The sequence below is a fragment of the Succinispira mobilis DSM 6222 genome (assembly GCF_000384135.1).
Taxonomy (GTDB): Bacteria; Bacillota; Negativicutes; order Acidaminococcales; family Succinispiraceae; genus Succinispira; species Succinispira mobilis.
In genome coordinates this window covers 896351-916296 of sequence record NZ_KB913028.1, presented here as the reverse complement: position 1 = coordinate 916296, position 19946 = coordinate 896351, and the positions used below count along the sequence as shown (strand labels likewise).

Below are 19946 nucleotides of genomic sequence, written 5' to 3'. Positions count from 1 at the left end.
AAACCTACATTTTTTTCAATTGCTCACTAATGCTTTCACTCAAACATTTAGTCAATTCCGTCATTCGCTCTTTACAGTTATCTTCCGTATTTATCATAAGTGGTTTCCCAAAGATAATCTTAACCTTGGGAAAAAGATTTGTAAAAGAAAGTTTTTCTGGCCCTTTTATCGCCACTGGCACAACCGTGCTTTTAGATTTTACAGCAATCATCATTGCACCTGCCTCTAAGGGAGATAAACTACCATTTTTACTCCTTGTACCCTCTGGAAATATTGCTAAAATCTTATTTTCTGCCAAAATATCCAAAGCTTTCTTAATAGCATTGCGATCTGCGCAACCTCGTTTTACAGGAAAAGCTCCCAATTTGGTAAAAACATAATTAGTTATACAGTTTTTAAACAATTCATCTTTAGCCATAAAATGGACTTTTCTATCTACTAAAGAACCTATCAAGGGTGGATCAAGCAAACTAACATGATTGCTAGCTAAAACTACGCTTCCAGTATTGGGGATATTTTCTAAACCAATTACATCTATCCTTAGCCAAATTTGCATTAAAGGGGCCAAAATTGATTTAACTAATCTATACAACATCATTCCCCCCTACGCAAATCCCGTAGAGCAAATCAACAGTTTCTTGAATAGTCAAAGTAGACGAATCAATTTCAATGGCATCTAGGGCTTTAGTTAAAGGAGAAATTGCTCGCGTCATATCCGAATGATCTCTCGCGGCAATTTCTTCCTGCAATTTTGCAAGTTCACAATTATAACCTTTGGCAATCAACTCTTTGTACCGTCTTTCTGCCCGTTCCTGAACAGTTGCGGTTAAATAAATTTTATATTTAGCTTCCGGGAAAACACACGTGCCGATATCACGTCCATCCATAACTACTCCACCAGATTTACCCATCTCTTGTTGCATTGCCGTCAAAACTTTTCTAACCATTTCATTTTGGGCAATAGCACTAACATTAGCGCTTACTTCTGGTGTCCGAATTGCTTCAGTAACATCAATATCATCTACGTAAACACTAGTTCCGTTTTTATTAGGTACAAATTTCACACATGTATTTTGGACAAGCTCTTCGATTGTTTCTTGGGTAGGTTTTTCACTAACTTGCAAACATTTCCAAGCAATTGCCCTGTACATAGCACCAGTATCAATATAAATATAAGACAATTTCTCTGCCAATATCTTTGCTACTGTACTTTTTCCTGCACCTGCAGGTCCATCAATGGCAACAATAAATTTTTCTTGCATTAATCCGAGACCTCACTAACATTTAAAATTAACTACAAACCTATTCTAATAATCCCGCCACATAACCGGTAGAAAAGGCAATTTGCAGATTAAATCCCCCTGTATAAGCATCTAAATCAATTACTTCACCCGCAAAATATAAACCTTTAATTAATTTTGACTGCATACTTTTAGGGTTAATTTCTTTAGTTGATACTCCTCCAGCAGTGACAATAGCCTCTGCAAATGGTCTTGTGCCCGTAACATTAAAACTCAAACCCTTGATTGTCTCAATCAGTCTTTGTCGAGCTGCTTTAGGCAGTTGACTTGCAACCGTATCGCCAGTAACAAAGGCCACATCTAACACCACTGGTATCAAACTTGCCGGCATTAAACTGCGCAGAATACTAGCCATTTGTTTCTTACTATTTTCCTTTAATTCCCGCTGAATTCTATTTTCAAGTGTTTGCAAATCTAATGCAGGTTTTAAATCAATTACAATTTCCACAACATTATTTTTATCTTGTAAATAATTACTAGCAAGACCGCTTAAAGTTAAAATCATCGGTCCAGTTAAGCCAAAATGTGCAAATAACATTTCGCCAAATTCACCTGCTACAACTTTACCATTAACTTTCAACTTTGCTGCAACATTTTTCAAAGATAAACCTTGTAGTTCCTTAATATATGTCAAGTCACATTCTAAAGGCACTAGAGCTGGCAAGGCTGGTACAATGTTATGTCCAACTTGGGCAGCTAACTTATAACCATAGCCATCCGAACCTGTAGTTTGATAACTATTGCCACCAGTTGCAACAATCACATTATTTGTAAAGTATTCTTTTCCTGAAAATAGTTTAACTCCAACAACTTGTCCATCTTCAATTAGCAATTGTTTAACTGCCGCATTATATAAAATTTCACCCTTGTTTTTAGTTATATAACTAACTAAAGTATCACGCACATCTCTAGCATTATCTGAAATTGGAAACGCTCTTAACCCACGCTCAATCTTTGTTTCTAAACCCTGAGCATTAAACCATTCTAATAGATCGTAATTAGAAAAGCGTCGAAAACTACTCATGAAAAATTTAGGATTGTGCGCAATATTTTTCAAAAATTCATCAAACTCACACATATTTGTTAAATTACAACGACCCTTGCCTGTAATCAATAATTTTTTACCAGCATATGCCATTTTTTCTAAAACTAACACCTTATAACCTTTATTTATTGCACTTACTGCCGCAAATAATCCCGCAGCACCTGCTCCAATAATAACTACATCAACCATCTAGTTTTGCCGCCTTATAAAGAGCCTTCACTTCTTGCTCATTTAAAATTCTGAATTTGCCCCGTCCTAAACCACTTAAGTTGAGATTCGCAATTTTAGTTCTTGTTAGCTGACGCACTGGATGTCCAATACAATCACACATTCTTCTAACTTGACGATTTTTACCCTCATGTATTGTAATTGTAAACACAGTAAGGTTTTTTTCATGTTGATATTCGACCAACTGGACTATCGCTGGTGCAGTTAAGCCATCTTCCAGTTCTACGCCAATTCTCAATTTATCTAATTGTTCTTCTAATGCGATACCTACAACCGTCACTAAATAAGTCTTATTAACATGGTGTTTGGGATGCATCAAACCTTGTGCTAAAGTTCCGTCATTTGTCAACAATAACAAGCCTTCTGTATTGTAATCCAAGCGACCTACTGGATAAACTCGTTCTTTAATTCCAGTTAAGTAATCTGCTATAGTTTTGCGGCCTTCAGGATCTACCAAAGTAGTAACGACACCCTTAGGTTTGTTAAATAACAAATATACTAGTTTTTCAGGTCTAATTGCCTGGTTATCTATATAAACTTTATCTTGTTTGGGGTCTATTTTAAAACCAAGTTCTGTTATAATTTGTCCATTAACCTTAACTTTACCCGCCAACATCATTTTTTCTGCTTCACGCCGTGAGGCTACTCCCGAACGCGCCAGAAATTTTTGTAATCTTTCTTGCATAACTATCTTTACCTTCTTTTTCTCTTAATTGCGCAAATACTTTTCAAAATACTTACTCATTGTTTATTGCTAATTTATTAAATAATTCCGTTGGCATTTCGGGTAAATCATCTAGTGAATTTAAGCCAAACTTAACCAAAAATTGCTCACCAGTCTCATATATTATTGGTCTACCAATAACAGGTTTACGGCCAGCTTCTTTTATCAAATCATATTCAAACAAAGTTTGCAATACCTTATCTACATTTACACCGCGAATATCCTCAATTTCAGCCTTTGTAACAGGCTGTTTATAGGCAATAATCGCCAGCGTTTCCAAGGCTGGGTTGCTTAGTTTAACTTCCTGTATCAGCACCAAACCTTTAAGCAATTCATGAAAATCGGCTTTTACACAAAGTTGATAACAATTAGCACAAGCAATTACGAGTAAACTGCTTTGCGTTTGTTGATATTTTTCATTGAGTAATTGTACCAAATATTCCAATTCTGCTTCATTTTCCAAGTTTAAAATTGCTACTAACCTTTCTCTTCCCAAAGGTTTTGCAAAAGAAAATAATAACGCCTCTAGCTTTTGTATTAGTATCTGACTATTATTCTGTTCTAACATCTAGCATCTTCCTTTAAACAGATTAATATAGGGGCAAAAATATCCTCTTGAATAACCACTAATTTATTTTGCTTTAACAACTCCAAAACTGCCAAAAAATAAACAACTATTTGCTCGCGACCTTCAGTTACTAACAACTCAGAAAAAGCCAATGCAGTTTTACTTTCTTTTAGTTTTTTTACTAAAGTACGGATCGCATCCTTAATGCTCAATTCGGCAACATCTATATAGCGAACTATTTCAGTTTGTTTTGTAAAATCCAACAAGTTTTGCAAGCTATTGAATAATTTTTCCACTTGACAATCTTGCAGGCGCGTCGTTTTTAAAATTAAATTACTTTCTTTGCGACTCGCTAATTTATTACGTTTTTGTAGCAACTCATTAAGCTGTTGAGCACATTGTTGAAAGCGCTTATATTCAACTAATTTATCTACTAACAAATCACGCGGATCCACCAGTTCCTGGTTTTCATCTTCAGAATTTTCCAGGCTCTTATTTTGTGGCAAAAGCATTTTCGTCTTTATTTGCAATAAAAAAGTTGCCATGCCTATAAATTCACTGGCTATTTCAATGTCGAAATCTCGCATGTTTTGCAAGTATTGTAAATATTGTCCAGTAATAGCCGCGATAGGAATATCATAGATATCAAGCTTGTTTTTTTCTAATAAGTGTAATAACAATTCTAGTGGTCCTTCAAAACTAGGCAATTTTATTTGATAATCAGCCATATTACCACATCTTCATCGCCTGTTTAACTTCTTGCATGGTTTGTTGTGCTACAACTCTTGCGCGTTTTGCGCCGTGCTCTAGTACTTCTTTTATATAATCTTGCTTATTAATAAAATGCATACGACGATGATGCGTTTCTGATAAAACATTTACCATATGTTCCGCTAAACGTTTTTTGCAATCTACACAACCAATACAAGCGTTTTCACATTCATTACGCACAGTCTGCGTATCTGGATAAGAAAACACATCGTAAAATTTATACACCACACAAACATCAGGATGTCCACAATCCGTCTTTTTAATTCTTGCTGGATCGGTGATCATTTGCCGAACTTTTGCTCGTAGCTCATCAGGGCTAGAACCAAAAGGAATTTCATTGCCATAGGATTTACTCATTTTACGCCCGTCAATCCCTGGAAGTACTGGTGCTTTGGATAGTAAAGCCTTTGCTTCAGGGAACACCGGTGCATACAAATTATTAAAGCGACGTGTTATCTCGCGTGCCAATTCCAAATGTGGGGCTTGATCCTCTCCTACTGGTACTAATTGCGCCTTATATAAAATAATATCCGCAGTCATTAACACCGGATACCCTAAAAATCCATAAGTATTAATCTCTTTACCCATTTCACCTAATTGCTGTAATTTATCTTTATAAGTAGGCACCCTTTCTAGCCAAGATAGAGGTGTCATCATCGACAACAATAAATGTAACTCCGCATGTTCTGGTACATGTGATTGTACGAAAATTACATTTTTCTCTGGGTCCAAACCTGCACTCAACCAATCTATTGCCATTTCCATTACATTATTTTGAATTTTACTAGTGTCTTCGAATGATGAAGTTAAAGCATGTAAATCTACAATCGAAAAAAAACACTCATAATCCTTTTGTAATTTTATCCAATTATCTAGCGCCCCCATGTAATTTCCCAAATGAAATCTACCTGAAGGTTGCATACCGCTAAATATTCTTTGCATATTATATCTCTCCTGTCTTTGCTCAAAATCGCATATTAAAAAACTAAGCCAACCAACCCACTCATTAACCCTAAAATCACTTGTGCAAAAGGCCTAATAATCATCCCCACAACACCTGTAAAAACTAACGCCAACAAAATATACATGCTATAAGGTTGAATTTTTTGATATTGATATAACTGTTTTGGTGATAAATAACTCGCCAAAAGTTTTGAACCATCTAAAGGTGGTATTGGGATTAAGTTAAACAAGGCAAACCAAACATTATACACCTTAAGCCACATCAAAAAAGTAAATACCCCCACGCTTAAAACCCCAACTTTACCTAATACAGCAGTAAATAAAATGGCCATAAAAGCTACGAAAAAATTAGAACCCGGGCCTGCGAAGGCAACTATTTTTATTCCACTTTTAATATTTCTAAAATTACTAGGATTTATTGCCACTGGTCGTGCCCAACCAAAACCAGCAAACAACAACAATAACAATCCAATAGGATCTAGATGTGCCAATGGATTTAAAGTAAGTCTACCATAAACTCTAGGCGTACTATCACCTAAAGAGTCGGCTGCTTGTGCGTGCGCATATTCATGAATTGTCAGCGCTACAAGCAAGGCTGGAATTCGATATATCATATCTGTATCTAAACCAAACATAAAAATTTTTTCCTCCCAAATTATTAAATTGAACAAGTTAACAAAGTATTGTCAATTTAAGAATACACATACAATATATTATACCTTATTTTGCTTTAATTGCAAAACACTTGCTACTATTGAGCTAAGATAAGTCTTATGTTATCATAGCTATATACAAATTTAAGGAGGTATAAACTCTATATGGCTAAAGATAATTCTTTTGATATAGTTTCAGAAGTTGACATGCAGGAAATGGATAATGCCGTAAATCAAACTAGTAAAGAGATTTCGCAGCGTTACGACTTTAAGGGCTCTAATGCTTCCATTACTTTAGAAAACGAAAATGAAATTAAACTTACAGGTGAAGATGACTATAAGCTCGAAACAATTTTAGATATGCTAAGAGTTCGTATGGCTAAACGTAATGTGCCATTAAAATGCCTAAATCCTGGCAAAATTGAACCAGCCTCACGTGGCACAGTGCGACAAACCATTAAAATTGAAAAAGGTCTAAGTAAAGAAAAAGCTAAAGATGTTCTTGCTTTTATTAAAACTCTAAAGTTAAAGGTGCAAGCTCAAATAATGGACGATAAAATCCGCGTAACTGGTGCTAAACGCGATGATCTTCAAGCCGTTATTCAAGCTGTTAAAAGTAAAGACTTTGATATCGATTTGCAATTTATTAATATGCGTTAAAGTACTTAAGGGGGCAATTATTTGAAAACCGCAGTTTTAGGAAATATTTTTATTGATTATAAAGGCTGGGTGCAAAGCGCCTATGATCCTGCTGGTCGCAACCAGGGCAATATTGAAATTGTGCCAGGTGGTGTAGCCCACAACGTGGCGGAAAATTTAGCTTGTTTAGGTATTCCTACATATTTTTTAACAACCTTAAACCAAGATAGTATCTCTGAGATGATTAGTAAACGCTTGTTAACTAATCATGTTTCCCTGGATTATGTTGGAAAATTCGAACGCGATGCTATTGGCATGTGGCTAGCTTTGCTTGACAAAAACGGTAACCTCTTAGGTTCTGTTTCCCACCTCCCCAACTTGAAACTCTTAGAGCAGCAGGTCAAAAATAAGCTTTACGAGCTCACACACAGCATCAATAATATTGCTATGGATATTGACTTAAATGCAGATATTGCCAATTTAATCGCCGAAAGTGTTCGAAGCAGCAAACTAAACCTTTATGCCTTACCAGGAAATTTATCTGTAATTAGCCAAAACTACGATTTATTCAAATATATGCAGTGTTTTGTTTGCAACGATATTGAAGCTGCTAAACTTTTAAACACCAGCTTCCAACCTGATGATCTTGCTAGTGCGCAACAACTAGTAAAAAAATTTAAAACTGAGTTCGGTGTGCCTCAAGCTGTAATCACCTTAGGTGAGCACGGTTCTGTCTATGTAGACATAGAGGGCAACACTGGGTTTCAACCCATATATCCGGCCCAAATGATTGATTGTACTGGCGCAGGCGATGCTTTTTTTTCAGCGGTTACGGCTTATCTAATCCGCGGCAAAAGTTTGCCTGAAGCTACTGCTGCTGGCGCGAAACTTGCCTCGCTGATAATCTCTAATCAAGAAAATACTTGCGGACAGCTTCCAGTTCACGATTTAAAGGCATAATTTTTTCTTTTTTTCTTATTTTAACAGGATAAAAATAGTTTTTATCGAATACTTAATAATAAGGATATAAAGGAGGGATTGTTATGCAAACTTTAAAACGATTAACAATTTATATCAGTGATTCTGTTTATATTGAGGACGAACCGCTATATAAAGTTTTACTTAGAAAAGCTCATGCTCTAGATTTAGCTGGGGCTACTGTCTCTCGGTGTGTGGACGGATTCGGTGCTAACACACGTTTAAAAAAAAGAAGTCTACTTGACAGCATTAATCCCGTAGCACCGTTATGCATCGAAATTATTGATAGTCTCGAATATATTGAAAAGCTATTGCCTTTTATCGAAGAATACGTAAATAAAGGCATTGTCATTATGGAAGATGTTCAAGTTTTAAAATATGCCCGCGCTGATAATATAAAAGGTAAAGCTTAAACTTTTTATTATAGCTTTCTTAAGAGTGAGCCCCTTACTAAGGGACTCACTCTTTTAATTCCCTATTTACTAAAATCAACGAGGACAGGCTCAAGTTACATAACTTGAGTCTATCCTCGTTGATTTTAAATTAAATTATTACAGCGCCTTGCATATCCACATCAAAAACGTGATATACCGAGTTAATATTTTTCTCTTTAAACACCGCTTGCATACTTTCTCCAATACGTTCACAGTCAGCATCTAAGGGGCAAAACGCCATCAAAGTTGATCCTGCCCCACTAATAACAGCCCCATAAGCACCGTTTTCTTTGGCAACAGTAAAAACTTCCCGCATGCCGGGGATTAATTGTTGTCGATAAGGTTGATGTAAACAATCATTTAAGGCATGTTCTAATTTATCCAACTCTCCACTTTGAATGCTTAATACAAACAAAGCTGCTCGTGACAAATTAAAAATTGCATCTTGCATGCTAACATGTTCTGGCAAAACTGCCCGCGCTTTTACCGTGGCTAGTTTAAGTTCAGGAACAATTGCCACTAATTTAAAAGCCTGCTTAGGTTCTACCTGCAAAGCATAGGCCCGCTCTTTTTGTATGTAACTTAGAGTAATGCCGCCAAGCAAAGCTGGCGCCACATTATCCGGGTGACCTTCAATATCATTTGCTAATACCAATAATTCTTCTTTATCCAAATTAAGTTTAGCAAAATAATTACCTGCTATAACACCCGCCACAATCGCACTAGAGCTACTGCCTAAACCGCGCGAAAGCGGAATATTATTATGCATTTTTAGGCTTATACCCAGTGGTGCTGGTAAATTATACTTTTTAAAAACATAGAGCAAGCTGTCAATTGCTAAATTAGTTGCCGTAGGTGAGAAAAACTCTGCCCCTTCACCAGTTGCCTGTACCTTAATTTCTGCCTCTTGCGTAACCTCAAAAGTAAACAAATTATAATAAGTACAAGCAATACCTAAGCAATCAAAGCCTGCGCCACAATTAGCCGTTGTCGCTGGCACACGTATTTTAATTTCATTTGCCATAATTTCTATTCCTCAAAATCATCATCTTCTACGCGAATTACATTACATATTTCGCTTACAATCGGCATTACCTCTAAAGTCTGAATTGCCATGCGCAAATTGTTTTCTTGAACTTTATGAGTAACCACAACTAATTCAGCATTACCATTTACTTGGCGTTTTTGTAATACAGAACGCAGGCTCACTTGTTGTGAACCAAAAGCCGCAGAAATAGCCGACAATGCCCCAGGGCGATCAGCCACTAACAAGCGAATATAAAACGGAAATTGCATTTCATCAACACTACAAACTGGTTTATGGTCATAGCAACCACAAGTCATGAAACTTTTGTTTTCTAAAACAATGTTTTTAGCAATATCCATTATATCAGCACATACCGCACTGGCCGTTGGCGTTTTTCCCGCCCCGCGACCATAAAACATTACATCGCCTACAGCGTCGCCACTTACAAAAATGGCATTAAATACATTGCCAACATTAGACAAAGGATGTGTTTTGGATAAAAATGTCGGATGGACCCGCAAATTTATTCCCTTTTCACAAGCTTCAGCAATTGCTAACAGTTTCACCACATAGCCAAACTCTGCTGCATACTCAATATCACGACTCCCAATTGTTTCAATCCCTTCAATACTCACTTGATCTAGCCCAAAACGAGTATTAAAAGCAATAGAAGCTAAAATCGCAATTTTTCTGCCCGCATCAAAACCACCTACATCAGCCGTCGGATCTGATTCTGCATAACCCTGATCTTGTGCTTCTTTTAACACTACGGGAAAGTCTAATTTTTCTTCAGTCATTTTAGTCAACATGTAGTTAGTTGTACCATTGACAATGCCCATAACTTTAGTGATTTTGTTAGCTGCCAAACACTGTTTCAGCGGACGAATAATCGGAATACCTCCACCTACGCTGGCTTCAAACATCAAAGCTACTTGGTTTTCTTCCGCTATTGCAAAAAGCTCCTCGCCATATTTGGCAATTACATCTTTATTTGCCGTTACAACATGCTTTTTACTCGCTAAAATCTTGCGAATAAAAGTATGTGCTGGTTCTTCACGCCCAATTAACTCTACTACTATTTGAATTTCAGGATCATTGATGATTTCTTCTAAATCTTGAGCAATGGCATATTTACCTTGCAAACCGGCTATTATTGTTGCGTTAGTTTCTAAAACTTTTTTAACATTTAAACTTATGCCGATTTTTTTAGAAATGTCTTCACCATTTTTTTCCAATACTTCTAAAACACCAGAACCTACAGTTCCAGCGCCAATTAACGCAATGTGAATTACCTTACTCAAATTTATCATCCCTTTTCTCTTTAAACTTGTCCCAAAACCTCTAATCTTTTTACGCCGTCAATCATCCGCAACTTATCAAGCAAGGCTTCCATATCCACTAACAAATCTTTAGTTTCAATCGATAAAGTCGTATTAGCTACTCCTTGCAATGGTATTCCTTGGTTTATAGTTAAAATACTGCCACCATCATTAGCAATCGTATTTAAAACGCGAGATAGTACACCAGCTTTATGCTCTAAGAGAATAGATAAGCTTATTATTTTTTCGCGACTTGCTTCATAAAATGGAAATACAAAATCTTTATACTTATAATAAGCACTACGACTTAGACCCATCTTTTCCACTGCTTCGTTAATAGTTTTTACCTCACCACGCTTTAGCACTTCTTTAACTTTAATAGTCTTTTTTATCGCTTCTGGTAAAATTTCCTCTTTAACTAAATAAAAAGTAGATTTTTCTGTCATAAAATACTCCTCCTAGTGCAACTCATGCAGATAATTTTCTTTACTCAATAGACATTATACCTTTTTTTAGGACATATTTCAATATCTTTTTTGGTTAGTTAACAAATTTATCCTAAGAAAAAATACAAAAAATACGCACGTTTAGCCTACTTTATGGTAAAATAAGAGTTAGTGTCTGTAAATAATCAAGTTGAGGTGACAATATTGGCAATAAAAGGAATTCTTTTTGACTTAGACGGTACGTTAGTTGATACTACTGGTTTAATTATTGATTCTTTCCATTACACTATCGAAAAGGTTTTGGGTCGAACTACTAGCCAGGAAGAAATTCTCAGTTATTGGGGGATGACTTTGCGCGATAGTATGTATGCCTATTCACCCGAAAAACGGGAAGAATTAATTCAAGTTTATCGCCATTATAATGAAACAATGCATGATAAACTAATTAAGCCCTTTCCTAAAGTCCAAGAAACTCTACACGAACTAAGCCAACTAGGCATTAAATGCGCCATTGTTACATCTAAAATGACTCACACAGCCAAACGAGGTCTAGAAATTTTTAATTTACATACTTATGTGGAAGATATAATCGGCATGGATAAATGTCAACATCACAAACCCCATCCCGAACCGGTACTAAATGGACTAGCAGCGCTTAATTTAGCCGCGCACGAATGTCTTATGGTTGGCGATAGTGTACAAGATTTACAAGCAGCTCATAATGCAGGTGTACCTGCTGTGGGAGTTGCTTGGAGCTTACTTTACCCTAGTGGCACACTAACTAGCCAAGCACAACCTGACTATATTATCCACAACATGCCCGATTTATTAAAAATTATTAAGGGGGAGTAATCATGTTAGCAATAATTGGTGGGAGCGGTGTTTATAACCCAGAACTGCTTGAAGATCTTACAACAGCTCAAATCTCAACACCTTATGGCTCGGTAGAATATGTTCAAGGTAATCTCGAAGGCCAAGCGGTAGTATTTTTAACTAGACATGGTGGCGGACACACCGTACCGCCACACTTAGTAAATTATCGCGCCAATATCTGGGCCTTAAAAAAATTAGGCGTAACTAAAATAATTGCCACCGCCGCAGTCGGCTCTTTAGATCCACATATCGCCCCTGGCGACTTTGTTTTAGTTGATGACTTTTTAGATTTTACCAAAAGCCGACCCACAACTTTTTTCGACGGTCAAGAGGGTAAAGTATTGCATGTAGATATGAATCACCCTTATTGCCCTTGTCTGCGCGAAGATATTTTGACCGCAGCTCAAACTTTACAATTGCCGATGGTTAAAACTGGCATTTACGTTTGTGCTGAAGGGCCACGCTATGAAAGCAAAGCCGAAATAAAAGTATTTCAGCATTTAGGTGGCACAGTTGTGGGCATGACCAATGTTCCCGAATGTGTTTTAGCTAAAGAAGCCGAAATGTGTTACGCCACAATTTGTTTAATTACCAACTATGCCGCTGGCATTACGAAAAACAATCTTACCTTTAAAGAAGTTGTCGATATAATGGAAGTAAAAAAATTAGAACTACAAAATTTATTACGCCTGTCAATTGTTGCCGCGCGTAATTCTGATTGTACTTGCAATTGCTTCCAAGCTGCCACAGAAATAGGAGGCTTTAAAGTTTAATGAAAACCATGTCTTGGACGGCAAAGCAGTTGATTTTATTAGATCAGACTAAATTGCCGCTAATTGAAGAATATATTACCTGTACTGATTATCAACGTGTAGCCTTGGCTATCAAACGCCTAGAAGTAAGAGGTGCGCCAGCTATCGGCGCGGCTGCGGCTTTTGCTTTAGTTTTAGCAGCCTTAGAGCTAAGCGCACAGCAACTTTCTTATTCGGAATTTGTCAACCAACTAAAAAACTGCCAACAAGAAATTGCGGCAGCTCGGCCTACAGCAGTTAATTTGTTTTGGGCCTTAGAAAAAACTTTTGCGCTAACAGCTACTTGTCAAACAGTAGCTGAGCTGATAACTGCCCTAGAGCAAACGGCTCTTAGCATTTATCAAGATGATGTTCAAGCCAATCAAAAAATTGGTGAATATGGTGCGGCGTTATTTACCGAACAAATAAACATCCTAACCCACTGCAATGCAGGCGCTCTGGCAACTTGCGGCATTGGTACAGCTTTAGGTGTAATAAAAGTCGCCCATCAACAACATAAAATTGGCATGGTTTATGCTGATGAAACACGTCCGCTTTTACAAGGCGCACGTTTAACTAGTTTTGAATTACAACAAGCTGGCGTGCCCGTAACTGTGATAACTGATAATATGGCTGGTTGGGTTATGAAAAACAAAATGATCCAAGCTATCGTTGTCGGTGCTGATCGCATTGCCCAAAATGGCGATACGGCCAATAAAATCGGTACTTATTCTTTAGCTGTACTCGCTAAAGAACACCAAATTCCGTTGTATATTGCTGCTCCCATCTCGACTTTTGATTTTTCTTTAGTAGATGGCGAAGCAATTCCAATTGAAGAACGTAGTGCCCTAGAAGTTCAAAGTATTCAAGGTGTGGCAACTACGCCACCGGCTATGCCAGTTTTTAACCCAGCTTTTGATGTAACTCCAGCGGCCTATATTCAAGGCATCATTACCGAGTACGGAGTTATTCAGCAACCTACGGCTGCTAAAATTCTCGCCTTTCGAAAGCAACATCAACTTTAATTTCTAACCACTTTTTAAGGTTAAGATATAAATTATTTATAAACGAAGGAGCTAATAATCAATGAAAAGTATGATCCGTGATATTAATCTAGCTAAAACAGGACACCAAAAAATCGCTTGGGTAAAAGAATACATGCCCGTACTTAAAGACCTAGATGCGCGTTTGTCACAAAGCAAACCTTTTGCTGGTAAAAAAATGGTAGTAACCATTCACTTAGAAGCTAAAACTGCCTACCTAGCGCAAGTATTGAAAAATGCTGGTGCTGAAGTAGCGATAACCGGTAGTAATCCCCTTTCCACTCAAGACGATATTGCTGCAGCTCTCGTAGAAAGTGGCATTCATGTATTTGCGACTCACAACTGTACTGCTACGGAATATGATGAATTTCTCCATCGCGCCCTTGATATTGAACCAGATTTAATTATCGATGACGGCGGCGACCTAGTTTCTTTATTACACGGTGAACGAGCTAATTTAGCGAAAAACATCATCGGTGGCTCAGAAGAAACAACTACAGGTGTACATCGCCTTAAAGCTTTAGATAGCCAAAACAAATTAAATTTCCCAATGATTGCCGTAAATGATGCTTACTGTAAATATCTTTTCGATAATCGTTATGGTACTGGCCAATCTTCTTTAGAAGCAATTATGCACTCTACCAACTTAGTTATCGCTGGAAAAAATGTGGTAGTTGCTGGCTATGGCTGGTGTGGTAAAGGCGTAGCAATGCGCGCTAAAGGCTTGGGTGCCAATGTTATCGTAACTGAAATTAACCCAATTAAAGCCGTAGAAGCAATGTTTGATGGCTACCAAGTTATGAGCATGAATGATGCCGCTAAAGTTGGCGATATTTTTGTAACTGTTACTGGTTGTTGCGATGTTATTACCAAAGAACATTTTGCCGTAATGAAAGATGGCGCAATTTTATCTAATGCTGGTCATTTCGATTTAGAAGTAAATGTCGTAGATTTAAAAGCTATGTCCGTAGTTGAACCATATGAAGCAAGGAAAAACATTATGGCTTATACTATGGCTGACGGTCGTAAACTCAACCTAATTGGTGAAGGACGTTTAGTAAATTTAGCGGCTGGCGATGGTCATCCAACTGAAATCATGGACTTATCTTTCGCTATGCAAGTGTTAGCAATGCTTTATGTTCAAGACAATAAAGGTAAATTAGAAAATCATCTCTACACTTTACCAGAAGATTTAAATACTCAAGTTGCTGCTTTAAAATTAGCTTCACGCGGTTTAAGCATTGACTCTCTAACTACAGCTCAAATCGAATACTTAAACAAAGCGTAGGCCAAAACCATGCTGTTAACTAAATTAAAACAAGAACTACTTGCCGCAGGCAAGTTCCTAGTTGCGAAAAATCTCGTAGCTGGTACTTGGGGTAATCTTAGTGTACGCTTAAATAATCAGGTTATAATTACTCCTTCGGGGAGTAATTATAACCTCTTAACTATCGAGGACTTAGTGGTGGTGGACTTAAAAGGTCAAATACTCAGTGGGAATCGTCCCCCTTCTTCTGAACTCGCTTGCCATTTAGCGGTATACAACCAACACCCCCAACTACAAGCTGTTGTCCACACCCATAGTCTATATGCCAGTGCCTGCGCCGCAGCGCGTCGCCCGATCCCCGCTATTATTGAAGACTTGATTCAAATTGTGGGTGGCGATGTCGCTGTTGCCACTTATGCTTTGCCTGGTACAGCTGAACTAGCAAATAATCTAGTTACAGCCCTAGCCGATAAAAGTGCCGTCTTACTGGCTAACCACGGTGTAGTTACCTGTGGTATTTCTTTAAATGAGGCCCTATTGGCTGCGGAAATTGTCGAAAAAGCTGCGCAAATTTTTATCTTAGCCCAACAACTTGGGGGTGGAGTTATTTTACCGCCAGAAGATATCGCGATTATGCGCAATTTCTACTTAGCCAAATATCGAAAATTACAGGAGGGTTAAACCTTGAATACACTCATTAAAAATGTTGAACTTTATGAAAATGAGCAATATGTAAACCGCCACATTACAATTAGCGACAATATTATCACAGCAATTACGCCTAATCTTCCCTCAGAACTTGATTTTGATGTTGTAATTGATGGTAGTAATAAATTTGCCACCCCTGGTCTAGTAAACACTCATACCCATGCGGCTATGACTTTGTTTAGAAGCTATGCTGATGACATGTTTTTAATGGATTGGCTGGAAAATAAAATTTGGCCAGCCGAAGCTAATTTAACTGCCGAAGATGTTTACTGGGGAACGCTGTTGAGCATTGGCGAAATGCTCAAATCTGGTACTACTTGCTTTGCCGATATGTATTTTTTCATGGATGAAGTTGCTAAAGCCGTAGAAACCAGTGGTATTCGCGCTTGCCTTTCTAGAGGGTTAGCCGGTGTTGCACCTAACTCGGATAAGTCTTTGTTAGAAGCTAAAGAATTCTGCCTAAAATGGAACGGCGCTGCTAATGGGCGCATCACCACGATGCTTGGGCCTCATGCCCCTTACACTTGCCCACCTGATTATTTAAAACAAGTTATCGAAGTAGCAAAAGAAATTAAAGCTGAAATTCATATCCACTTATCAGAAACAAAATTCGAAGTCGATACTTGCATTGAAAAATTCGGTAAAACCCCGATTGCCCACATGGATAGTTTAGGCTTGCTAGACTTAGGTGTTTTAGCGGCACATTGCGTACATGTTACCCCAGAAGATATTCAGCTTATGAAAGCGAAAAATGTCCGTGTTGCCCACAACCCCCAAAGTAATTTAAAACTAGCTAGTGGTATCGCCCCAGTTCAACAAATGTTAGAAGCTGGCCTAATTGTCGGCCTCGGTACGGATGGCGCGTCTAGCAATAACAATCTAGATCTTTTAGAAGAAGTTCGTCTCGCGGCACTTTTACATAAAGTACGCGAAGATAATCCCAAAGTAATTCCTGCGCAAACCGCCTTAGAAATGGGTACAAGTTGCGGCGCACAAGCTCTAGGCTTAGATAAAGTAGGCAAATTAGCTGTGGGCTACAAAGCCGATATCGTCTTATATGATATGAACAAACTTACTTGGGCTCCGAAACATGACCGTAATTCCCTGTTAGTCTACTCGGCCAACTCCAGCGATGTTCATACCGTACTAGTAGACGGCCAAGTCCTAGTTGCCGACGGTAAACTTACCACTATTGACGAAGCACAAGTAATTGCTGAAGTATCCAAACGTGGTCTTGATTTAGTGAAATAAAAACTGCCTTACAAGGAGGTAATCTTATGAGCAAAATCGCCCTTGAAGATATTGGCGCTTATGCTGTTGCCGCTTTTAAAGAAGGTAACAACTGCGCTGAATCTATACTCCACGCTTTTAATACTAGTAAATTAACCAATATTCCCCCGGAGAGTATTCGCCTGGCCTCATGTTTTGGCGCGGGCATTGGTAAAGCTCGTGACTTTTGTGGCGCACTTTCTGGCAGTGTCATGGTTTTGAGTTATTTGGTCGGCCGAGCTGATTGTCGCGAAAAAACTTTACCAGGCATTTATAAACTTAGCAATGAGCTACACCAGCGGTTTTCCGAACATTTCCATTCTACATCCTGCAAAGAACTTATGACTTATGAGTTTGGCACGCGCGAACATTTGAAAAATTGCTTAGTAATTACCAAAGAAAGTGCCATCCTCTTAGCAGAGTTTTTAGCTGAAAACCAATTAATTGAACTATAAATAGCAAACAACCTCGCAAATTTACTTTTGAGAGGTTGTTTTATTTAGGAGGTTTTTATGATATATACTTATTCTATCCTAATAATTATATTACTTTTACTTATTATACTGTATTTGCAATTCAAAAAAACTTACAAAAATAATGATATTATTTCCATGATGAATCAAATAACAACTTTGTTATCCTACATTGAAAGATTAGAGAGAACCAATAAGGATGATGCCTTAAAAAACCGAGATGAAATTCGTTCTATGAGTAGAGAATTGACATGTGCCATTGAACATCAAATGCAAGAACTTTCAAAAGTTCAACATAGCAATCTCGAACTTCAAAGTAAATCCAACAGCGAATTAAACAAAATGGTTTTCGAAAAATTAAATCAACTTTTAACAAATTCCAGTTTAAATTCCAAAGAACTCCGCGGAGAAGTTACTTCTAGCTTAACCTCTATACACGCAACGACCATTAATTCATTAAAAGAAATTTCTTTAAAACAAAAAGAACAACTAGTATCTATATCAGATAGTATGAATAGAATGCAACAAAGCACCACTCAAAATCTTGAATCGCTTCGCAATGCTGTTGAATTAAAATTGCAAAATATACAAAATGATAATAACAAACAGTTAGAAGAAATGCGGAAAACAGTAGATGAAAAATTACAAGGAACTTTAGAAAAACGTTTAGGGGAATCTTTTAAGCAAGTAAGTGAAAGATTAGCATTACTTCATAAAGGTATTGGCGAGATGCAGTCTTTAGCAATAGGCGTAGGTGATTTAAAAAAAGTTTTATCTAATATTAAAACTAGAGGTACTTGGGGGGAAGTGCAATTAGAATCACTATTAGAGCAAGTATTACCTAGTAATCAATATTTTAAAAACTTCTCAATAAAGCAAAACAATGAACGAGTTGACTTTGCAATAAAATTACCTAATCAAACTTACGAGGATAATAATCATATTGTATTGCCAATAGATGCAAAGTTTCCTTTAGAAGATTATCAAAATCTACTATCTGCTCAAGAAAATGGAGATATTTCTCTAATAGACTTATATTCAAAGCAACTAGAACGTCGTATTAAAGATTGTGCAAAATCTATTTTTACCAAATACATTTCCCCTCCAAAAACAACTGATTTTGCTATAATGTTTTTACCAATAGAAGGTTTATTTGCGGAAGTGATTCGCATCCCTGGTCTTACAGATATGGTTCAGAGAGACTTCCGAGTTGTAATTGCTGGTCCAACAACTTTATGGTCTATTTTAAATAGCCTGCAAATGGGATTTCGAACTCTTGCTATACAAAAACGTTCTAGTGAGGTTTGGATACTACTAGATTCTATAAAAAATGAATGGAGTAAATATGGTGAAGCATTAGATAAGGTTAGAAAAAAAATTGATGATGCTTCAACTTCTCTTGATTTTGTAACTACTCGCTCAAAAGTTATATCTAACAAACTAAAAAAAGTTGAGTCAATCTCTGATAGTGACAAAACAGCTCTTTTAGTTTATGATGAAAACTAGCAATATTTTAGTACTAATACATTTTAATATGTATTTTTTATTATACCTTTTATTTTATTAAACTTCTGTAAAAACAAGGAGTGATGCTATTATGTTTTTTGGGCGCAAATTTCAAATTGCAATTCTAACGGCCATTTTCTTATTTAGCCTACAAACAGTTGCATTTGCCAAGACTAATCAGCATTTAATACCTTATCCTTCCGGTTATATCCTGGATCAAGCTGGCGCCTCTAGCTATAAAGATATTGGTAATGTGCCAAAATCTCGCTACTTTAATTCTTTAGATTTTTTTAAACTTCGCTCCAATAAGCAGGGGCTAACAATTCTTAGCAACTACAAAACTTACCAACAAACTACAGAAACTACTTGTGGCCCTGCGGCAGCTCTGACAGTTTTACAGCATTTTGGCAATACAAATTATCACGAATTGCAATTGGCTGGCCTAATGAATTGTTTAAATGAGCGTAACGAACGTGGCGAAATAGGCACTAGCACTGCTAACATGGCCAATTTTTTCTCAAGTATCGGTTGGCAGGTAGAATCTAGTCAAACTTTTGCGGGTGCTGCTAAACCCAGTTTCTTAGAACCAACTGAATTTAAAAACTTTATTTTACAACATTTGCAAAACAACACGCCAATTCTCGTGGAAAATATTGATTGGGGCGGACATTGGCGTGTAATTATTGGTTATGATACCATGAACACCGCCCATACTCATGATGATGTTCTAATTATGGCTGATAGTTATGATGTGGCTGATCACCAACAAGATGGTTATGTAGTTCAACCTTTTGAAAAATTCTTTTATATTTGGTTTGATATCAATATGTTACCGATTGAGCAACGAACCCAACAATGGCTAGCCGTCTCTCCCAAAAAATAAGCCTCTTTTCAATAACACGCTTTAAGCATTGCCGCTA

At 37.2% G+C, this 19946-nt stretch carries 23 protein-coding genes; 12 read left to right on the top strand and 11 right to left on the bottom strand.

What is annotated here, in order from left to right; translation table 11 throughout:
- Positions 1-4: 4 nt before the first annotated feature.
- The 8 genes from SUCMO_RS0104380 to SUCMO_RS0104345 are packed head-to-tail and all read right to left on the bottom strand — an operon-like array spanning position 5 to position 6235.
- A complete protein-coding gene (locus SUCMO_RS0104380) occupies positions 5-595 on the bottom strand; it encodes a lysophospholipid acyltransferase family protein (RefSeq protein WP_019879309.1) in 591 nt (196 codons plus the stop codon).
- On the bottom strand, positions 585-1262 hold the full coding sequence (cmk, locus tag SUCMO_RS0104375) for a (d)CMP kinase (protein ID WP_019879308.1): 678 nt from the start codon (positions 1260-1262) through the stop codon (positions 585-587). Before cmk ends, SUCMO_RS0104380 begins: the two co-directional genes overlap by 11 nt.
- A gap of 40 nt (positions 1263-1302) precedes the next feature.
- Entirely contained in the window at positions 1303-2535 is a 1233-nt protein-coding gene (locus SUCMO_RS0104370; RefSeq protein WP_019879307.1) for a BaiN/RdsA family NAD(P)/FAD-dependent oxidoreductase, read from the bottom strand.
- Positions 2528-3259 (bottom strand): pseudouridine synthase, encoded by a 732-nt coding sequence (locus SUCMO_RS0104365; protein WP_019879306.1) that lies wholly within the window; start codon positions 3257-3259, stop codon positions 2528-2530. The genes SUCMO_RS0104370 and SUCMO_RS0104365 overlap by 8 nt, the downstream gene beginning before the upstream one ends.
- A 52-nt stretch (positions 3260-3311) precedes the next feature.
- Positions 3312-3866 (bottom strand): SMC-Scp complex subunit ScpB, encoded by a 555-nt coding sequence (scpB, locus tag SUCMO_RS0104360; RefSeq protein WP_019879304.1) that lies wholly within the window; start codon positions 3864-3866, stop codon positions 3312-3314.
- Positions 3860-4594, bottom strand: a complete 735-nt coding sequence (locus SUCMO_RS0104355) for a segregation and condensation protein A (protein WP_019879303.1) — start codon at positions 4592-4594, stop codon at positions 3860-3862. The genes scpB and SUCMO_RS0104355 overlap by 7 nt, the downstream gene beginning before the upstream one ends.
- Before the next feature lies 1 nt (position 4595).
- Positions 4596-5579: a tryptophan--tRNA ligase gene (trpS, locus tag SUCMO_RS0104350; protein WP_019879301.1), complete on the bottom strand. Its 984-nt coding sequence runs from the start codon at positions 5577-5579 to the stop codon at positions 4596-4598.
- Positions 5580-5614: 35 nt separating this feature from the next.
- Entirely contained in the window at positions 5615-6235 is a 621-nt protein-coding gene (locus SUCMO_RS0104345; protein ID WP_019879299.1) for a site-2 protease family protein, read from the bottom strand.
- 183 nt (positions 6236-6418) lie between these two features.
- Here SUCMO_RS0104345 and SUCMO_RS0104340 point away from each other — a divergent pair, with 183 nt between their 5' ends.
- From SUCMO_RS0104340 to SUCMO_RS0104330, 3 genes are all read left to right on the top strand, one after another.
- Positions 6419-6913 carry a YajQ family cyclic di-GMP-binding protein gene (locus tag SUCMO_RS0104340; RefSeq protein WP_019879298.1) on the top strand — a complete coding sequence of 165 codons (495 nt, stop codon included), beginning with the start codon at positions 6419-6421 and terminating at the stop codon, positions 6911-6913.
- 21 nt (positions 6914-6934) lie between these two features.
- The gene (locus SUCMO_RS0104335; protein WP_019879297.1) at positions 6935-7852 is read left to right on the top strand and encodes a carbohydrate kinase family protein; all 918 of its coding nucleotides are present in this window, start codon (positions 6935-6937) and stop codon (positions 7850-7852) included.
- 83 nt (positions 7853-7935) lie between these two features.
- Positions 7936-8283, top strand: coding sequence for a DUF190 domain-containing protein (locus SUCMO_RS0104330; RefSeq protein WP_019879296.1), 348 nt, complete (start codon positions 7936-7938; stop codon positions 8281-8283).
- A 130-nt stretch (positions 8284-8413) separates the two neighbouring features.
- Here SUCMO_RS0104330 and thrB read toward each other — a convergent pair whose 3' ends face one another.
- The 3 genes from thrB to SUCMO_RS0104315 are packed head-to-tail and all read right to left on the bottom strand — an operon-like array spanning position 8414 to position 11096.
- A complete protein-coding gene (gene thrB, locus SUCMO_RS0104325) occupies positions 8414-9328 on the bottom strand; it encodes a homoserine kinase (protein ID WP_019879295.1) in 915 nt (304 codons plus the stop codon).
- A gap of 5 nt (positions 9329-9333) precedes the next feature.
- Positions 9334-10641, bottom strand: coding sequence for a homoserine dehydrogenase (locus SUCMO_RS0104320; RefSeq protein WP_019879293.1), 1308 nt, complete (start codon positions 10639-10641; stop codon positions 9334-9336).
- 11 nt (positions 10642-10652) lie between these two features.
- Entirely contained in the window at positions 10653-11096 is a 444-nt protein-coding gene (locus SUCMO_RS0104315; protein ID WP_019879292.1) for an ACT domain-containing protein, read from the bottom strand.
- Positions 11097-11267: 171 nt separating this feature from the next.
- Here SUCMO_RS0104315 and ppaX point away from each other — a divergent pair, with 171 nt between their 5' ends.
- The 9 genes from ppaX to SUCMO_RS0104270 all read left to right on the top strand — a co-directional run bounded on the left by ppaX (position 11268) and on the right by SUCMO_RS0104270 (position 19909).
- Positions 11268-11948 carry a pyrophosphatase PpaX gene (gene ppaX, locus SUCMO_RS0104310; protein WP_083938690.1) on the top strand — a complete coding sequence of 227 codons (681 nt, stop codon included), beginning with the start codon at positions 11268-11270 and terminating at the stop codon, positions 11946-11948.
- Positions 11949-11950: 2 nt separating this feature from the next.
- Entirely contained in the window at positions 11951-12742 is a 792-nt protein-coding gene (gene mtnP / locus SUCMO_RS0104305) for an S-methyl-5'-thioadenosine phosphorylase (protein ID WP_019879290.1), read from the top strand.
- The gene (mtnA, locus tag SUCMO_RS0104300; RefSeq protein ID WP_019879289.1) at positions 12742-13785 is read left to right on the top strand and encodes an S-methyl-5-thioribose-1-phosphate isomerase; all 1044 of its coding nucleotides are present in this window, start codon (positions 12742-12744) and stop codon (positions 13783-13785) included. Before mtnP ends, mtnA begins: the two co-directional genes overlap by 1 nt.
- Before the next feature lie 61 nt (positions 13786-13846).
- Positions 13847-15091, top strand: a complete 1245-nt coding sequence (locus SUCMO_RS0104295) for an adenosylhomocysteinase (protein ID WP_019879288.1) — start codon at positions 13847-13849, stop codon at positions 15089-15091.
- A 9-nt stretch (positions 15092-15100) separates the two neighbouring features.
- Positions 15101-15751, top strand: coding sequence for a class II aldolase/adducin family protein (locus SUCMO_RS0104290; RefSeq protein WP_019879287.1), 651 nt, complete (start codon positions 15101-15103; stop codon positions 15749-15751).
- Positions 15752-15754: 3 nt separating this feature from the next.
- Positions 15755-17029 (top strand): amidohydrolase, encoded by a 1275-nt coding sequence (locus SUCMO_RS0104285; protein WP_019879286.1) that lies wholly within the window; start codon positions 15755-15757, stop codon positions 17027-17029.
- Between the two features lie 26 nt (positions 17030-17055).
- The gene (locus SUCMO_RS0104280; RefSeq protein ID WP_019879285.1) at positions 17056-17502 is read left to right on the top strand and encodes a C-GCAxxG-C-C family protein; all 447 of its coding nucleotides are present in this window, start codon (positions 17056-17058) and stop codon (positions 17500-17502) included.
- A gap of 57 nt (positions 17503-17559) precedes the next feature.
- Positions 17560-19026, top strand: coding sequence for a DNA recombination protein RmuC (locus tag SUCMO_RS0104275; protein WP_019879284.1), 1467 nt, complete (start codon positions 17560-17562; stop codon positions 19024-19026).
- Positions 19027-19117: 91 nt separating this feature from the next.
- Positions 19118-19909, top strand: coding sequence for a C39 family peptidase (locus SUCMO_RS0104270; protein ID WP_019879283.1), 792 nt, complete (start codon positions 19118-19120; stop codon positions 19907-19909).
- Positions 19910-19946: the final 37 nt, after the last annotated feature.

Coding starts and splice junctions, on each gene's coding strand:
- SUCMO_RS0104380 (WP_019879309.1), bottom strand. CDS start 595: ATGTTGTATAGATTAGTTAAATCAATTTTGGCCCCTTTAATGCAAATT.
- cmk (WP_019879308.1), bottom strand. CDS start 1,262: ATGCAAGAAAAATTTATTGTTGCCATTGATGGACCTGCAGGTGCAGGA.
- SUCMO_RS0104370 (WP_019879307.1), bottom strand. CDS start 2,535: ATGGTTGATGTAGTTATTATTGGAGCAGGTGCTGCGGGATTATTTGCG.
- SUCMO_RS0104365 (WP_019879306.1), bottom strand. CDS start 3,259: ATGCAAGAAAGATTACAAAAATTTCTGGCGCGTTCGGGAGTAGCCTCA.
- scpB (WP_019879304.1), bottom strand. CDS start 3,866: ATGTTAGAACAGAATAATAGTCAGATACTAATACAAAAGCTAGAGGCG.
- SUCMO_RS0104355 (WP_019879303.1), bottom strand. CDS start 4,594: ATGGCTGATTATCAAATAAAATTGCCTAGTTTTGAAGGACCACTAGAA.
- trpS (WP_019879301.1), bottom strand. CDS start 5,579: ATGCAAAGAATATTTAGCGGTATGCAACCTTCAGGTAGATTTCATTTG.
- SUCMO_RS0104345 (WP_019879299.1), bottom strand. CDS start 6,235: ATGTTTGGTTTAGATACAGATATGATATATCGAATTCCAGCCTTGCTT.
- SUCMO_RS0104340 (WP_019879298.1), top strand. CDS start 6,419: ATGGCTAAAGATAATTCTTTTGATATAGTTTCAGAAGTTGACATGCAG.
- SUCMO_RS0104330 (WP_019879296.1), top strand. CDS start 7,936: ATGCAAACTTTAAAACGATTAACAATTTATATCAGTGATTCTGTTTAT.
- thrB (WP_019879295.1), bottom strand. CDS start 9,328: ATGGCAAATGAAATTAAAATACGTGTGCCAGCGACAACGGCTAATTGT.
- SUCMO_RS0104320 (WP_019879293.1), bottom strand. CDS start 10,641: ATGATAAATTTGAGTAAGGTAATTCACATTGCGTTAATTGGCGCTGGA.
- SUCMO_RS0104315 (WP_019879292.1), bottom strand. CDS start 11,096: ATGACAGAAAAATCTACTTTTTATTTAGTTAAAGAGGAAATTTTACCA.
- mtnP (WP_019879290.1), top strand. CDS start 11,951: ATGTTAGCAATAATTGGTGGGAGCGGTGTTTATAACCCAGAACTGCTT.
- mtnA (WP_019879289.1), top strand. CDS start 12,742: ATGAAAACCATGTCTTGGACGGCAAAGCAGTTGATTTTATTAGATCAG.
- SUCMO_RS0104295 (WP_019879288.1), top strand. CDS start 13,847: ATGAAAAGTATGATCCGTGATATTAATCTAGCTAAAACAGGACACCAA.
- SUCMO_RS0104290 (WP_019879287.1), top strand. CDS start 15,101: ATGCTGTTAACTAAATTAAAACAAGAACTACTTGCCGCAGGCAAGTTC.
- SUCMO_RS0104280 (WP_019879285.1), top strand. CDS start 17,056: ATGAGCAAAATCGCCCTTGAAGATATTGGCGCTTATGCTGTTGCCGCT.
- SUCMO_RS0104275 (WP_019879284.1), top strand. CDS start 17,560: ATGATATATACTTATTCTATCCTAATAATTATATTACTTTTACTTATT.
- SUCMO_RS0104270 (WP_019879283.1), top strand. CDS start 19,118: ATGTTTTTTGGGCGCAAATTTCAAATTGCAATTCTAACGGCCATTTTC.